The sequence below is a fragment of the uncultured Ruminococcus sp. genome, assembly GCF_934476685.1.
In the GTDB taxonomy this organism is placed as follows: Bacteria; Bacillota; Clostridia; order Oscillospirales; family Ruminococcaceae; genus Hominimerdicola.
The window spans coordinates 16,355-29,832 of the sequence record NZ_CAKSNX010000005.1; the positions used below are offsets into that span (position 1 = coordinate 16,355).

At 43.9% G+C, this 13,478-nt stretch carries 21 protein-coding genes and 1 pseudogene; 7 read left to right on the plus strand and 15 right to left on the minus strand.

What is annotated here, in order from left to right:
* Positions 1 to 11: 11 nt before the first annotated feature.
* The 10 genes from Q0E19_RS06785 to Q0E19_RS06830 are packed head-to-tail and all read right to left on the minus strand — an operon-like array spanning position 12 to position 5,397.
* Positions 12 to 506, minus strand: coding sequence for a single-stranded DNA-binding protein (locus Q0E19_RS06785; protein WP_294408381.1), 495 nt, complete (start codon positions 504 to 506; stop codon positions 12 to 14).
* The gene (locus tag Q0E19_RS06790) at positions 466 to 684 is read right to left on the minus strand and encodes a hypothetical protein (RefSeq protein WP_294408382.1); all 219 of its coding nucleotides are present in this window, start codon (positions 682 to 684) and stop codon (positions 466 to 468) included. Before Q0E19_RS06790 ends, Q0E19_RS06785 begins: the two co-directional genes overlap by 41 nt.
* The gene (locus tag Q0E19_RS06795; protein ID WP_294408383.1) at positions 678 to 1,364 is read right to left on the minus strand and encodes an MBL fold metallo-hydrolase; all 687 of its coding nucleotides are present in this window, start codon (positions 1,362 to 1,364) and stop codon (positions 678 to 680) included. Before Q0E19_RS06795 ends, Q0E19_RS06790 begins: the two co-directional genes overlap by 7 nt.
* A complete protein-coding gene (locus Q0E19_RS06800) occupies positions 1,364 to 2,170 on the minus strand; it encodes a recombinase RecT (RefSeq protein ID WP_294408384.1) in 807 nt (268 codons plus the stop codon). Before Q0E19_RS06800 ends, Q0E19_RS06795 begins: the two co-directional genes overlap by 1 nt.
* Entirely contained in the window at positions 2,171 to 4,135 is a 1,965-nt protein-coding gene (locus Q0E19_RS06805) for an ATP-binding protein (protein WP_294408385.1), read from the minus strand.
* Position 4,136: 1 nt separating this feature from the next.
* Complete coding sequence (locus tag Q0E19_RS06810; protein ID WP_294408386.1) at positions 4,137 to 4,490, minus strand: hypothetical protein; 354 nt, start codon at positions 4,488 to 4,490, stop codon at positions 4,137 to 4,139.
* Between the two features lie 12 nt (positions 4,491 to 4,502).
* On the minus strand, positions 4,503 to 4,778 hold the full coding sequence (locus tag Q0E19_RS06815; protein WP_294408387.1) for a hypothetical protein: 276 nt from the start codon (positions 4,776 to 4,778) through the stop codon (positions 4,503 to 4,505).
* Positions 4,765 to 4,890: a hypothetical protein gene (locus Q0E19_RS06820; protein ID WP_294408388.1), complete on the minus strand. Its 126-nt coding sequence runs from the start codon at positions 4,888 to 4,890 to the stop codon at positions 4,765 to 4,767. Before Q0E19_RS06820 ends, Q0E19_RS06815 begins: the two co-directional genes overlap by 14 nt.
* Positions 4,891 to 4,894: 4 nt before the next feature.
* On the minus strand, positions 4,895 to 5,131 hold the full coding sequence (locus tag Q0E19_RS06825; protein ID WP_294408389.1) for a hypothetical protein: 237 nt from the start codon (positions 5,129 to 5,131) through the stop codon (positions 4,895 to 4,897).
* Between the two features lie 50 nt (positions 5,132 to 5,181).
* Positions 5,182 to 5,397, minus strand: coding sequence for a hypothetical protein (locus Q0E19_RS06830; protein WP_294408390.1), 216 nt, complete (start codon positions 5,395 to 5,397; stop codon positions 5,182 to 5,184).
* Positions 5,398 to 5,443: 46 nt separating this feature from the next.
* Between Q0E19_RS06830 and Q0E19_RS06835 the strand changes: the two genes are divergently transcribed.
* Entirely contained in the window at positions 5,444 to 6,031 is a 588-nt protein-coding gene (locus Q0E19_RS06835) for a hypothetical protein (RefSeq protein ID WP_294408391.1), read from the plus strand.
* Positions 6,032 to 6,050: 19 nt separating this feature from the next.
* Here the strand turns inward: Q0E19_RS06835 and Q0E19_RS06840 are convergent, their stop codons facing one another.
* Together Q0E19_RS06840 and Q0E19_RS06845 are read right to left on the minus strand one after the other, a co-directional pair.
* Positions 6,051 to 6,203, minus strand: a complete 153-nt coding sequence (locus Q0E19_RS06840) for a hypothetical protein (RefSeq protein WP_294408392.1) — start codon at positions 6,201 to 6,203, stop codon at positions 6,051 to 6,053.
* Positions 6,204 to 6,250: 47 nt separating this feature from the next.
* Positions 6,251 to 6,463 carry a helix-turn-helix transcriptional regulator gene (locus tag Q0E19_RS06845; RefSeq protein ID WP_294408393.1) on the minus strand — a complete coding sequence of 71 codons (213 nt, stop codon included), beginning with the start codon at positions 6,461 to 6,463 and terminating at the stop codon, positions 6,251 to 6,253.
* Positions 6,464 to 6,634: 171 nt separating this feature from the next.
* Between Q0E19_RS06845 and Q0E19_RS06850 the strand changes: the two genes are divergently transcribed.
* From Q0E19_RS06850 to Q0E19_RS06865, 4 genes are all read left to right on the plus strand, one after another.
* Complete coding sequence (locus Q0E19_RS06850; protein WP_294408394.1) at positions 6,635 to 7,276, plus strand: S24 family peptidase; 642 nt, start codon at positions 6,635 to 6,637, stop codon at positions 7,274 to 7,276.
* 162 nt (positions 7,277 to 7,438) lie between these two features.
* Positions 7,439 to 8,509 carry a zinc ribbon domain-containing protein gene (locus Q0E19_RS06855; RefSeq protein WP_294408395.1) on the plus strand — a complete coding sequence of 357 codons (1,071 nt, stop codon included), beginning with the start codon at positions 7,439 to 7,441 and terminating at the stop codon, positions 8,507 to 8,509.
* Between the two features lie 198 nt (positions 8,510 to 8,707).
* On the plus strand, positions 8,708 to 9,643 hold the full coding sequence (locus Q0E19_RS06860; protein ID WP_294408396.1) for an Abi family protein: 936 nt from the start codon (positions 8,708 to 8,710) through the stop codon (positions 9,641 to 9,643).
* Complete coding sequence (locus Q0E19_RS06865; RefSeq protein WP_294408398.1) at positions 9,640 to 11,109, plus strand: recombinase family protein; 1,470 nt, start codon at positions 9,640 to 9,642, stop codon at positions 11,107 to 11,109. The genes Q0E19_RS06860 and Q0E19_RS06865 overlap by 4 nt, the downstream gene beginning before the upstream one ends.
* Positions 11,110 to 11,124: 15 nt before the next feature.
* On the opposite strand, the pseudogene Q0E19_RS06870 reads toward Q0E19_RS06865, so the two are convergent.
* From Q0E19_RS06870 to Q0E19_RS06880, 3 genes and pseudogenes are all read right to left on the minus strand, one after another.
* A pseudogene (locus Q0E19_RS06870) lies at positions 11,125 to 11,223 on the minus strand (manganese catalase family protein); the annotation flags it as partial.
* The gene (locus tag Q0E19_RS06875) at positions 11,223 to 11,486 is read right to left on the minus strand and encodes a spore coat protein CotJB (protein ID WP_294408399.1); all 264 of its coding nucleotides are present in this window, start codon (positions 11,484 to 11,486) and stop codon (positions 11,223 to 11,225) included. The gene Q0E19_RS06875 and the pseudogene Q0E19_RS06870, both read right to left, overlap by 1 nt.
* Positions 11,470 to 11,727, minus strand: coding sequence for a spore coat associated protein CotJA (locus Q0E19_RS06880; RefSeq protein ID WP_294408401.1), 258 nt, complete (start codon positions 11,725 to 11,727; stop codon positions 11,470 to 11,472). The genes Q0E19_RS06875 and Q0E19_RS06880 overlap by 17 nt, the downstream gene beginning before the upstream one ends.
* Positions 11,728 to 11,925: 198 nt before the next feature.
* Here Q0E19_RS06880 and Q0E19_RS06885 point away from each other — a divergent pair, with 198 nt between their 5' ends.
* Both Q0E19_RS06885 and Q0E19_RS06890 read left to right on the plus strand, forming a co-directional pair.
* Positions 11,926 to 12,384, plus strand: a complete 459-nt coding sequence (locus Q0E19_RS06885) for an MmcQ/YjbR family DNA-binding protein (RefSeq protein WP_294408402.1) — start codon at positions 11,926 to 11,928, stop codon at positions 12,382 to 12,384.
* A 112-nt stretch (positions 12,385 to 12,496) separates the two neighbouring features.
* Positions 12,497 to 13,339 carry a hypothetical protein gene (locus Q0E19_RS06890; protein WP_294408404.1) on the plus strand — a complete coding sequence of 281 codons (843 nt, stop codon included), beginning with the start codon at positions 12,497 to 12,499 and terminating at the stop codon, positions 13,337 to 13,339.
* Positions 13,340 to 13,478: the final 139 nt, after the last annotated feature.

Below are 13,478 nucleotides of genomic sequence, written 5' to 3' on the forward strand. Positions count from 1 at the left end.
TTCTTTATCCCCTAAAACGGTACTCCGTCGTCGCTGAGGATATCTTCAAAATCGGACAGATCTCCAAGTAACTTGTTGCTTTGTAACTCGTTACTTTGTACGTTCGTCTGCGGCGCAGTTTGTGTACTGCCTGCGCTGTTCTGTCCGCTGTAACTGCCGCCATAACTGCTCTGACCGCTGCTTTCGGACTTTTCCCCTGTGAACGAAACGTCCTCCGCAAAGAGGTCAGTGGTGTAATGCTTTGTGCCGTTTTTGTCCTCATATGAGCCTGTTCTGAGGCTGCCGACAAGGGCTATCATTCTGCCCTTGCCGAAATATTTTCCGATAAATTCGGCTCGCTGTCCCCATGCGACGCAGCTGATAAAATCCGCCTTGCGTTCCTCGCCCTGCTTTGAATATCCTCTGTCCACAGCCACATTGAACCGCAGCATCGCTGTGCCGCTCTGGGTCTGTCTGACTTCAAGGTCATGGGTTATCCTGCCCATGATGATCGCTTTGTTGAGCATTTTGTACCTCCTCTATCTTTTTCCTTACCTCTTTGAGCCTTGCCGCCTTTTCGCAAAGCAGCTTTTTGAAATTATTGCTTGGTTCTCCGCCCTTGCTCCGCAGCTCTATGGCGGTGGCTTTCATCACCTTTACCGCTGCGGTCAGGGATTCGTATTCTTTTTGAAGATCGGTCAGCATACTGTCACCTCCGCTCCTGTCAGCTTTTGTATCTCTGTCTTGAAATACACCTCATCACTGTTATCGTCCGAAAGGTGCAGAAGATACACCCTTTTCAGCCTTGAAAGGTCACTTGCTCTAAGGAACTCCATAAAATGTTCAAGGCTCATGTGGCTTTCATAAAGCCTGTCCCTGCGGCTTTTGCTGATATCCTTGTTAATGGTGTCAAGGCTGTAATTGACCTCGCCCATTATGATATCCACCCCGTTGAAAACATATTTTAAATAGTATGTATCGGTGAAGAACAGCAGTCTTTCGCCTGTTTTTCTGCTTGTTATGACATACCCAAGCGGTTCGGGAACATCGTGCTGAACATCAAAAGGGAAAACATTGAGCGTACCGATATCAAAGCTTTGCAGTGCTCTGACCGTCTTGAAATGATAGCCGCTAAGCCCCAGTGCTTTGAACGTTCCCTCGCTGCTGTAAATATCAATGCCGAACCCAGCAAGGTCTTTTGCCGCCTTTGCGTGATCCATATGATCATGAGTGAGCAGCACCCCTGCTATGCTGCGTATCTCAAAGCGTATATTCTGCATTATCTGCCTGCATGGTATGCCGCATTCGAGAAGTACTGTGGTTTCTCCGTCGCTCAGGCGGTAGCAGTTGCCGCCCGAACCCGAAGCGTATATATCTATCTTCATCAGAAATCAGGTCCTGTCCGAACGGTCTCTGTCGGCTTTTCCACTACCTCGCCTGTATTGCGGTCGAGATCTATCACTGTGCTGTTTGCATTGGACTGCACCTTTTCTTCAGCCCTTTTCTGTGCGTTGATCTCAAAACTGTCCTGCGCAAGAGCGGAGGTCATTTCCGTTGACATAATGCCGTAGGTGGAAAGCAGGCGGCGCAGACAGGTCTTTAAAGCCATTTTATCGAACTCAGTTTTCCATGGACTGTACCCCGATTTTCCTGACGGCGAATACTTGTCCCTCCATTCCTCGACCTCTTCCTTAGACATATACAGCATTTTTTCAAAACCGCTCACAAGCTTGAAATATGCGAAATATCCTACGGGAACAGGCTCTCCTTCATCGTCAAGTATCTTTTCACCCGATATATCTATCATTCCCGACAGCTTGTCATAGCCTGCAAGTTCTCCCTCATAAACTATATCGGCATTGATAGTCTTGTACTGACCTGTGCGCTGTGCAAGCTGTATAAGTCCTTTGTATCCGATAATGAATGTCGGGACGCTCTTGTAAGGCACAACATAGGCGAACCCAAGGCTTTTTGATATGGGAAGGTCAAGCGTTGCCGCTTTTACACATTCCACTGCAACAGCATAAGGATCGCATTTCTGCAAATAGCTGTCCCCCGAATAGAGGTCGAGCATTGACGTTGAAAACTGCGTCCAGTTGTTTTTAAGACTGTTTTTCAGCCTTGCCTTTATGTCGTTTGAATTAAGCACCTGCTTGAAGTTGTCCACAGGTGTAAGCTGAGTGTTGTTCATTTAAAATTCCTCCCTTTCAGATCTGAGTGTTTTATCATTCTCCGACACTACAAGCCTTATGACCTGCAAGCCGTTAGGATCAAGCTTTGTAATGCTCTCGGCATTGTCCACGAACACAGGCATAGACACACCTGTCTGCGCTGAGAAAGTCCGTATTATCTCAAGCCCTGCGTTTATCCTTGCGGCATTGTTGGCTGTGCTGTATGGGATATATCCGTTTGAAGTCAGAGCCATTACCTCGCAGTCGTCTGCGATACCGCCGTTTATCTGGGTCTTGAAAAGTCTGAAACGAACATTTTTAAATCTGCCGTTTATCTTGTCCGTCAGCATATCCGCCTTTACCCTTGAAAAGAGTTCGCACAGCGTTATGCCCTGCTGTGCTTTCGCATAGCTTTCCGCAAAGTTCTTTTCCTGCTTTTCAAGCTCTTCCATACGCTTTCTGCCCTTTTGTGCAGTTTCATTTTTCGCAAGCTCTGCGTTGAGCTTTGATATCATATCCTCTGTTTCGGATATGAGGGCGGCGGTTTCAGCCTTTGCGGAATTTTCCGATCTTTCGAGCATTGCTATCTGCGCTCTTATGCCCTCTGTTTTCTTCTGCGCAGCCTTGTATTCCTCCGTACATTCAAAGGGCTCTGAATATATTATCCGTGCGTTTGCCTCGGCTATATCCGCCTCAGTCTTTTTTATGGCTGTGCATATCTCAGATATCTTATCGTCAAGCTCCGCCAGCTGTTTTTCAGCCTGCTGTATCATATCCTTTGAGCAATGCTCCCTGCCGTAAGCGTTGAGCTTTTCAAGCCGCTGCGACTTGTGCAGAGAAAACTGTTCCATTGCATTTCTGATCTGCTCTTCGGGAACAGCCTGTCCGCAGGTGGGGCATACCGTACTGCCGCTGAACTTTTCCTCCTGTGTTTTGACATACTCGTCCATTACCTCGCAGCGTTCCTTTTTGAGCCTTTCCAGCGTCAGCACCGTCTTTTGTTTCTCAGCGTTAAGTCGGTCTGCCTTGCCCTGAAGGCTGTACTTTTCAGCAGTAAGGCTGCTTATCTTTTCCATAGCGTTCTCATTTACCGCTCTTGCATTTTCCGCATACCGAGTTTTCAGCTGAGCCAGTTCAAGTTCAGCCTTTGAGATATCTGTGCGCAGGGCGTTTATCATCTGACTTCCCGAAGCATTCATTTTCAGCTGCAAGGCTGTTTTCTGAGCGCTGAGTTTTGATATCTCTGTCCTTATCTCTTCCGAAGTCCTGTCGGAAGTATTTTCGCATACAGATCTGTTCACCTCGTCGATACGTCCCGGCAGTTCTTTGAGCCTTGCATTAGATTCGGCGGCATTAGCTTTGCATATCTTCATAAACTCATCTATGCCGTACCAGAGCTGAGTTGAACCGGGTTTGAGCATAAGGTGAAGCAGGGGCTTAAGTTCTTCATTTGAGCCGATAACATCAAGGTCGCTTATATCGGAAGTGAGAGCCATAAGCATTGCACGGCGTTTTCTGATATCCAGTATCTCCGGAAAATACTTAGGCACGGACAGCAGCATAACAGTCTGCATATCTGCGACAGAAGAAAGGAAATCGCTGAACTCCTTTTCTTTCTTAGGCACTCCGTCAATGGAATAGGATATGGTGTGACCTGAAAAGACAGTTTCCTTGCTTCCACGTTTTTTCTTCCAGTCCTCACGCATAGTTTTTTCAAGTGTGACCTGCACACCGTCCAGCTCATATACCGCCTGCACAGAGCAGTCTGTGTTATGTATCTCTTCACCGTTCTCGTCACGCATTTTCGGTGAAAAATTGGCTGTAAATGTGCTGTCCTTACCGAACAGCAGCCAGTTCTGAGCGTCAGCGATAGTAGTCTTACCTGTGCCGTTATCGCCGTAAATGGTCATTGACTTTCCTTCGGGGGATATTTCAAAAGAACTTATGCCCTCAAAGTTTGTAAGTTTAAGTTTCAGAAGTTTCATTTCAGTCCGCTCCTTTCAGCCTGTCCACCACATCTGTGACGGCATTAGCATAACCCTGTATGTAATCATCGCCGCCGTTGACCTCCGCCACTCTGTCGGCGATATTACGCAGAGCCTCTTGACAAATATCAAGCAATGTGCTATCATCAAGGTGTGCTAATATTTTTTTCGTATCGCCAAGCGATACCTCCGAGCTTGTATCTGTTACCGCAGGTGCAGGCTCGTTTTCTTTTATGTACTCAGTTAAATACACAACACAATGATGTTGTTTGCCATAAAGTGGGCAGCCACAGCAAGTGATAGTGTCACCATTGCAGTGATCCACCGCCTTTTCAAACTCCTCTTTCGTTATCATTATTATCACTCCTTAAATCTTTGGAACAGGCTCAACGCTGATATAGCGGTCGCCGTTGTAATCGAACTTCACTATTCTCTGCAAACCTTTGTCACTGAGCATTTTCTCAGCCTGCTTTACTCCGTCCTCGAACTGTTTGTGTGTCTTGAAGAACTTGCAGCTACGGCAGTATTCCTCTGTGGGTGTTACGTTCAGCACTCCGCACTCAGGCTTTTTCTTGCCCGTCAGAAACGTGCAGAAATGCATTGAAAGTGTGTTGCGCGGCGGTTTAACATTAGTGTTCATCATTATCGCTCCTATCTATATTATCATTGTCCTTATCGTCCTTTGAGCCTGCGAAGAATGCTATCACGGCTGCTGCGGTGACGACTATCACTCCCGCTATAAGTACGATGTCCATTTTCTCAGTCCTCCTTATACATCTTCCCTCTGACCACACACGTCACCTCTCCGTATGAATGTGACAGCTTGTCCGTCAGTCGGTCACGCTCCTGTTTTAGCTGCTCATTTTCCGCCGCAAGCCGCTTGCGCTCGTTCTGGTCTGCCTCGTACTTTAAGTTATCGTACACCCAGCATACCCACAGAAGCAGCACTGATATTATCAGCATTGCGAGGAAAAATGCGCTGTCGCTCAGTATCATGGGGTTCAGCTCCTTTCATTTTAACGTCCTTTGTTTTGGTGTTCCATGTTCTAGGCTGTGGTGTTGTCAAGCTTACTGCAGAGTATCTCAAACTCGTCGGGGTGCTGAGTGTAATAATCCGAAAGGAACTTGCTCACCTTTTCGCTCATTTTTGAGCGGAAGTATTTAAGCTCTTCATCGGTCAGCTCCTCCAGCGGTCTGTATTCGCCGTCGGGTCCGTTGAGGGACACCATATTCACCACTTTTATCGGTCTGCCTCTTCCCATATTCTCACCTCCTGTTTATTTTTATGGGCGGTCGGGGTTGTACTATGTGCTTTTTGATATTGCACTTATTGAAAATCATTTCTTCTTGTGGTATAATGTAGAAAATTATACGAAAGGAAGTTTTATGATGCTTGAAACTTTAAAAACGATCGGAAGTATAACTGGCGTTTTGGGATTTATTATTTCTGTAATAAATTTTGCGTACTTTTTCATAATCAGACGGAAGAATCTCAACATTCGTTTCGGTGACATCGGTGTACGTGAATATTACACTCCAAACGATTTGTTAAAAGTACAGTTTTCATTTGAAAACAAATCTCAATTACCGATTTCCATTACTCGTGTGCAACTTGTGATTAATGGAACGTATTATGATTGTTTGCGTCTTCCCGTAATAATCGAAGAAGTAGAACGCAAAAGAAACAATGTGGTTTACGACAGAGATACTATAAAATCAACTTCCACGCCCCTTAATCTTCCTTCTCTGGGAGCTTCATCGGGATTTCTGTCGTTTCAAGTTCCTCGAGGTAGTTTGTCAAACGATGAAACAGCTCTGACTTTTCGAATCTGCACCAATCGAGGTAAGGCAATTCAAAAGACATTCGCACTACATGAGGATTCGTTAATCCACTAACTTCTTCTGTTGTATACACTTATGACACCTCCTTCACTGACGCTATATGTTCACCTGTGCGGCATTCATAGCCTGCCTTGCGAAGTGCGTCTATTGTACTGTGCGCTGTCACGCTGACTAATCGTGTTTCGCTATACTCAGTCGTGAACTCGATCTGATATGTTTTGGTCATTTTTTCTCACCCTCTCTCCTTCCTGTCCGTTTAATTGTTAGTTTCTTTTAGGAAACTGAATCAGCAAAAAAAATAGACAATATTTTGTCCTGCGACAGGTTAAGTATCTTTGAAATACTTGCTATCTCAGGCTGCTTAAATGCAGTTTCGCCTTTCATGCGTGAATACAGTGTTTTCTTGTCCATACCAACACGTTCTGCAAGCTTAGGGATAGTAAGTCCACATCTTGCGATCTCTGCATTAAGGTCATTGATATTCATTACTCTTCACCGTCCTTTCACGTCTTGTTTCCTTTAGGACACTTACAGTATAGCACAATAATATCGCCTTGTCAACCCCTTTAGGAAACTTTTTTTACTTTTTTAGAAAAAGTAGTTGCATTTTTGAAACTTATATGTTATAATGTAATCAATCCGATAGGAGGGTCGATCATGGACATAGGTAAACTTATAAATAAAAGAAGAACTGAACTTGAACTTACTCTTGAAGATGTGGGTAATGCTGTTGGCGTAAGCAAAAGTACCGTTAAGAAATGGGAAGACGGTTTTATTTCAAATATGAAGCGTGACAAAATAGCTGAACTTGCAAAGGTACTTAAGTTAAACCCCGTTTCTCTTATTACAGGAGAAGAGGAAGTTGATGATACATCTGATATTTTTGATGACTTTGACAATATCAAGCCATTGCAACTCAAAAGATTTCCACTGCTGGGCGAAATAGCTTGCGGAAAACCTATTTTTGCCGACGAAGATCATGAAAGCTATGTTATGGCTGATACAGATATCCATGCTGACTTCTGCCTTAAAGCTAAAGGCGACAGTATGATCAATGCAAGAATTTTCGATGGTGATGTTGTATTTATCCGCAAAATGCCTATGGTAGAGAACGGAGATATTGCAGCTGTTATCATTGACGATGAGGCTACGCTGAAAAGAGTATATTATTATCCTGAAAAGAATAAGCTTATACTTAATCCTGAGAATCCAGCTTATGAACCACTTGTTTATATCAATGAGGAACTAAACTCTATTCGCATTCTCGGAAAAGCTGTGTGCTTTATGAGTGAGCTATAAAAAAATCCCCCTGCCGATACCGCTAATATCGACAAGGGGACAGCACACAAGATTTTCTCTCATGTGGTTACAAATATATTATATCACTAAATTATGACAATGTAAATATTTGCATAGAATGTTTACAAACGTCGAAAAATGTGACATTTAGGAGGAAATTGTATGTTTTGTATGAGATGTGGTAAAAATATCCCTGATTCAAGCAGGGTATGTCCGAACTGCGGCTTTCAGCTCCCTTCTATGGGTGCTGCTCCCAATATGCACAATAATCAAAATATTCCTAACGGGCAGAATATGTCCGGCTTTCAGCAGAACGGCAATATGAACAATATGAATGGCAGTTATCAGACTCCGCCAAACTATATCCCGAACGTTCCCCAGAATTTTAAACCGCCAAAGAAAAAAAGCGGCTGTCTGTCATGGCTTTTGCTTATACTTATAATTATCGTAGTTGTGTTCGCAGGCTCTGCGATCTATGCCAGCCATGAGGTCAACAAGGGAGATAACAGCGGAAATAAATCTGCGTTCACTCAGGAAGAATACAAAGAGCAATGTAACCCTATCTCATATGACGAAATGTCAAGAAACAGCAATGCATTCAAAGGAAAGTATTTCACCTGCTCCGGCGAGATCTCTCAGGAGATAGAAGAGGGACTTTACAGACTTACCCTCGATGATTCAAGAGAGTTCATCGTAATAGACTACCCAGGTCAAAGACTTCTTGAAGACGATCATGTGACTATATGGGGACAAAGTGTGGGATTTTTCAATGGAACGAACATACTTAACAGTAATATTAAGGTTCCGAAAATAGAAGTCGCATATCTTGAAAAATCCGAAAAGGTGATCCCGACCTTCAATATAGGGGAAACATGGACAGTTGACGGCGAATGGAGCATAACCATAGATTCCGTAACCGTTACCGATGAGCGCAATGAATTTTCGGATAAAGACCCTGCTGCGGTCTATATAGTGAACTATACATATGAAAACCTCGGTGCAAAAGATGATCTGTATGTATCTTTCTATGACTGTGCAGTGGATAATCAGGGTACAATGGGTTACTCATATCCTATCAATATAACATCTCCTAAAATGACTCCAAAAGGCGCAAAATGCAGCGCACAGGCATGCATAGCCGTAGATAATGCAGGCAGCTTTACGATCAATTACTCCGACTATGACAGTAACCTCAACGAACGTGAGGCTGTGTTTAATATTAATGTTGAATAAAACAAAGTTAAATAGAAAAAATTACTGAACACTATGAATAAAATCTAGCAGAAGTGCATAAAAATATAATGCTGGTACAAAATAGCTGTTGACAAAATATTTTTTTGTGCTATAATATGTATTAGTGATCGCGTTACGGTATCCTGCGGGACCGTAACCATGAAAAGCCTTCTGCTTTATGCGGGAGGCTTTTATTTTATGCCTGAAGATAAAATTTTTGCAACATATGACGAACAGATCGCAATTTTAAGAGAAAAAGGACTTTCTGTTACAAATGAAGAAGCAACAATAAAATGGCTGAAAAAGATCAGCTATTATTCCCTTATTTCAGGATACAAAGATATCTTTAAAGAAAAACCGAACGGAAATTACATATCAGGTACTGAATTTGAACATATAGTATGTTTGTACTTATTTGATGAAAATTTGAGAAGCGTGTTTTTACAGTTTATAATAAAGATCGAAAAAAATATAAAATCACTTTACTCATACAGCTTTTGCGAATCATATGGTGACAAACAAAATGATTATCTTAACGTTACGAATTATAATTGCAATAAATACGAAGCAGAAATAAATGAGCTGATCTCAATTATAAAAGAAAATATAAATAAGTCTAAAAAATATCCTTATGTAAATCATTATGTCAAAAAACATAAAAAAGAAGTGCCATTGTGGGTAATTATGAATACTTTGACATTTGGCAATATTTCTAAAATGTTTTCATTCTCTCAGCAGTCCTTGCAAAGTAAGATAGCCCGCAATTTCAAAGATGTTAACGGCAAAAAATTATCAACTATGCTCAATGTTATCTCAAAATTCAGAAATGTGTGCGCTCATGGTGAGAGATTGTACAACTTTAAAACCAAAAGTGCTATTCCGGATCTGCCACTGCATAAAAAGATCAGAGGTTCTTACAACGTAGGTAAAAAGGATCTGTTTAACGTCTGTATTGCATTCAGATACTTGCTTTCTAAATATGATTTTGAAATGTTTTTAGAAGAATTGAAAGAATTAATAGATATATACTTTGATCGTCTGAATGATTATTACAGAAGTGAAATACTTGAAAAAATGGGTTTCCCCGACAACTGGGAAGAGTTATTAAAACTAGAACAGGAGGTCAAACCATGAAGATCGCTGCAGCTTATATCCGTGTGTCTACTGAGGAGCAGACCGAACTTTCACCCGATTCGCAGGTCAGACTTATCCGTGAGTACGCTAAGAAAAACGGCTATATTCTCCCCGATGAGTTCATCTTTCACGACGACGGCATTTCGGGCAGGACTACTGCAAAGCGCCCAGGCTTTAATCAGATGATAGGTACGGCAAAGCTCAAACCTAAGCCTTTCGACGCTATCCTGCTGTGGAAATTCTCCCGTTTCGCCCGAAACCGTGAGGACAGTATCGTTTACAAATCCATGCTCCGCAAGCTGGGTATCGACGTTATATCTATCTCCGAGAACGTCGGCGACGATAAAATGTCTGTGCTTATCGAGGCTATGATAGAGGCTATGGACGAGTATTACAGCATAAATCTTGCCGAAGAGGTCAAGCGTGGTATGCTGGAAAAACTCAGCCGTGGAAAGGCTGTGAATGCTCCGCCTATCGGGTACACCATTAAAGACGGCACATATGTCCCCGACGCAAATGCCGACCTCATCAAGCGGATATTCAGCGACTTCCTTGACGGCATAGGCTACCTCAACATCGCCCGCAGGCTAAATGACGAGGGGTACAGGACACTCAAGGGCAACAGGTTTGAAAACCGCACCATAGAGTACATTATCCGCAACCCCGTCTACGCAGGAAAGCTCCGCTGGACACCCGGCGGAGGCGGTTCACGCAGCCATTATCACGGCTCACAGGAGGTTATGGTCACAGAGGGCAGCCACCAGCCTATTATCCCTCCCGACCTTTGGGAAAAGGCTCAGGAACGTGCCAACGAGCTGAAACAGCATTACGGGAAATTCGCAAGGGACAGCGCCGTCAAGAATGATTTTATGCTCCGTGGACTGCTGAGATGTTCCGACTGCGGCGCTGTGCTGGTCAATTCGGGGGCAGGCTATCAGTGCCACAGGTATGCTCACGGGTTCTGCGAACATTCGCATTATATCTCAAAGGCAAAAGCAGACGAAGCGGTGCTGAAAGGTCTGCGTGAGGCTGCCGCCGATTCGGATATACATATAGAAACACGCTCCGCAAGGGAAAGGCAGACTGCCGCCGCAGAGAACACAGAGCTGCTGCTCCGACGTGAGTACGAAAAGCTCCAGCGTGTCCGTGAAGCCTATGCCGCAGGGATAGATACTCTGGAGGAATACAAGGAAAACAAGCGCAGGCTCAATGAGGAGATAGAAAGGCTCAAAGCCGTCAAGGCAAAGGCAGAGGAAAACAGACCGCCGATGACAAAGGAGCAGGCTCGCCGAACGCTTATGACCATGATAGATGATTTCCTTATCCTTGCCGCCGACCCCAACGTCACCCCCGCCGTCCTTAACAGCACACTGAGAACATTTGTGAGCAGTATCGTCTTTTCAAGATCCGACCGACCGAGGTCACGCAGAGAGGACGAGAAGGTCACGATTTTTTATTATGTATGACTATCGGTTTTTGCAGTCTGCACCGCCAAGCTGACTTATAATGACCTTCGCCAGCGCAGGGTTCGGGTCCTTGATGTTTACAGGGTACTGTAATTTTTTCTCATACTGCCACATCAGCTCTCACCCCTTTCCCATGGAAAAGGCTCTGCTACCCAGTCCCACTTCGTTTCTGCAAGGGACTGCCTTGCGGTTATCGGACCGTATTTTTTCGTGTATTCAGCCGCCGCCTTGTCGTATTCCTCTTTGTGCTTGCGGAAATACTCCAACCCCATTTTGCAGGTCGGGTGACTGTCAAGATACAGATTAGCCTCCACCAGCGCAAAACTGCATGACATCACCTTGCGCATCAGCCTCTGCTTTTCATTCAGCATGGGCATTTCTTACAGCCTCCTCTCCGATAAACGGCTTATCAAGACTTGGGAAAATAGTTCCCCTCGCCAGCGCCACATCACTCTCGTAAGGCGTTTCCCATTGCTGATACGGCACATATGCCATGGCAAGGGGCGTGCTTTTCGGGAATACCGAGTTCGGCAGAGGACAGCTCTCCACCCCGTCATCATTCTCCTTGGCAAACATTCTGCCCAGCAGCAGGCTCTCCGTTCTGCTAAGATCGTTCAATTTATCCACTCCTTAAATCATTCATCTATTTTGTCGCTTTATGATCTTCATGATTTCTCCCGCCCTTTATACTATGCAGCCGACATAATTTGCGTGTGCCGTCTTGACGGAATTTTCGCACCGTGCTATACTTATTAAGAAGCTCCCTGTTCTGCGGAGCATTTATTTTACCCGAAAATATGCAAAGGACGTTTTTTTATGAATGAAATCCCCGTAAATACCGTAAATATCCCCGCCGATAAAAAAGCTTTCCGTGAGGATATAATTTCCTACTGCGCAGAAGTTTACAGCGTGTCCCCCGACTACCCTTGGGCAGACTCCCCCGATAACGCAGTGCTGCGCCATACCGATAATAAAAAATGGTTCGCCCTTATTATGAAAATATCCCCCGAAAAAATAGGCGCTGTCAGCAGCGAGGAGAAAATCTGGGTGATGAATATAAAGTGCGACCCACTTATGACAGGCTCGCTCATACTGGACGAAGGAATTTTCCCCGCATACCATATGAATAAAAAAAGCTGGATAACTCTTGCGCTTGACGGCAGACTTGATATGTCAAAGGTCTGCGCCCTGCTTGATATGAGTTTTGAACTTACCGCACCGAAAATAAAAAAATCAAAAAAAGAAAAAAGCACAAAACCCCATAATTTGAAATAAAGCCAAATAAATACGCAAAAATTCAGAAATTAGCTTGAAATTTAACTTAATTAATGATATAATAAATTGTATAAGCATACAGACCTTATGCAAAAGAAACGGAGATACCACTATGGAAAAATTTAAGAATTATAAAAAGAAAAACAACATAAAACTTCGCTCTGCCGCTGCCCTTACAGTAGCAGTCATACTCGCCTGCACAATGCTTGCAGGCTGCGGCTCTGATAAAAATTCATCGGACGCAAGCTCTTCCGCTAAAAATTCTTCCGCCGTAACAAGCTCAGCAGACAGCAGCCTTGCGGATAAGACGGAGGAAAGCAGCAGCACTGCCGACAGTGCAAAGTCTGACGATACCTCCACCGCCGACAGCACAGCCGATCCCGCAGTGGAGGGAAAGCCTTCACCCGATAACTCCAACGTCATAGTCTATGAACCCGAAAAAAGCGAGGACGAGCTGACCGATGATGAAATTTCTGTGTTTGAGGGAAAAATACCCGAAAAATGGGCGGACGTAAAGGGTACATATGAGCAGATAGAAAATTCCGCAAGGGACGACAGCACTGTCCCCTCAGAAATAACCAAAGATACCCTCAAAGAGCAGACCGATAAGCTCAGCGCAGATTACGAAAAAATTAAGGACGGCATAACCGACAGCAATAAGTCCGCCGCCGAGGACGCTTACGAAGCCGCAAGCAAGCTTGAATACTGGGGCGAAGAAAAGTACCCGTATGCAAAGGATTCGGAGATCGTAAGGCTCAGCAAAAATATGAAAAAGTTTATCAAGCACCTCTACGGCGAGGCTGAGGACGATTTCAACGTGCTGAAAAGCGATATAGAAATTTCTATCGACTCTGTAAATAACTATTCCGATGAGGATTGGGCGGAGTCCGTCGAACTCTATATGTCCTACCTCTATCAGAATTTCGATGAGGACGCTGTCGACGAGGACGCTTAAAAGGCTATACTATTATAATGTATAAAGGCTGCATCGCTCAAAGGCTTTGCAGTCTTTTTTTGATAAATTTAATTACATTTACTGTTGCAATTTCCAAAATACTGTGATATAATTAATAAAAATAAAAAATATAATTAAA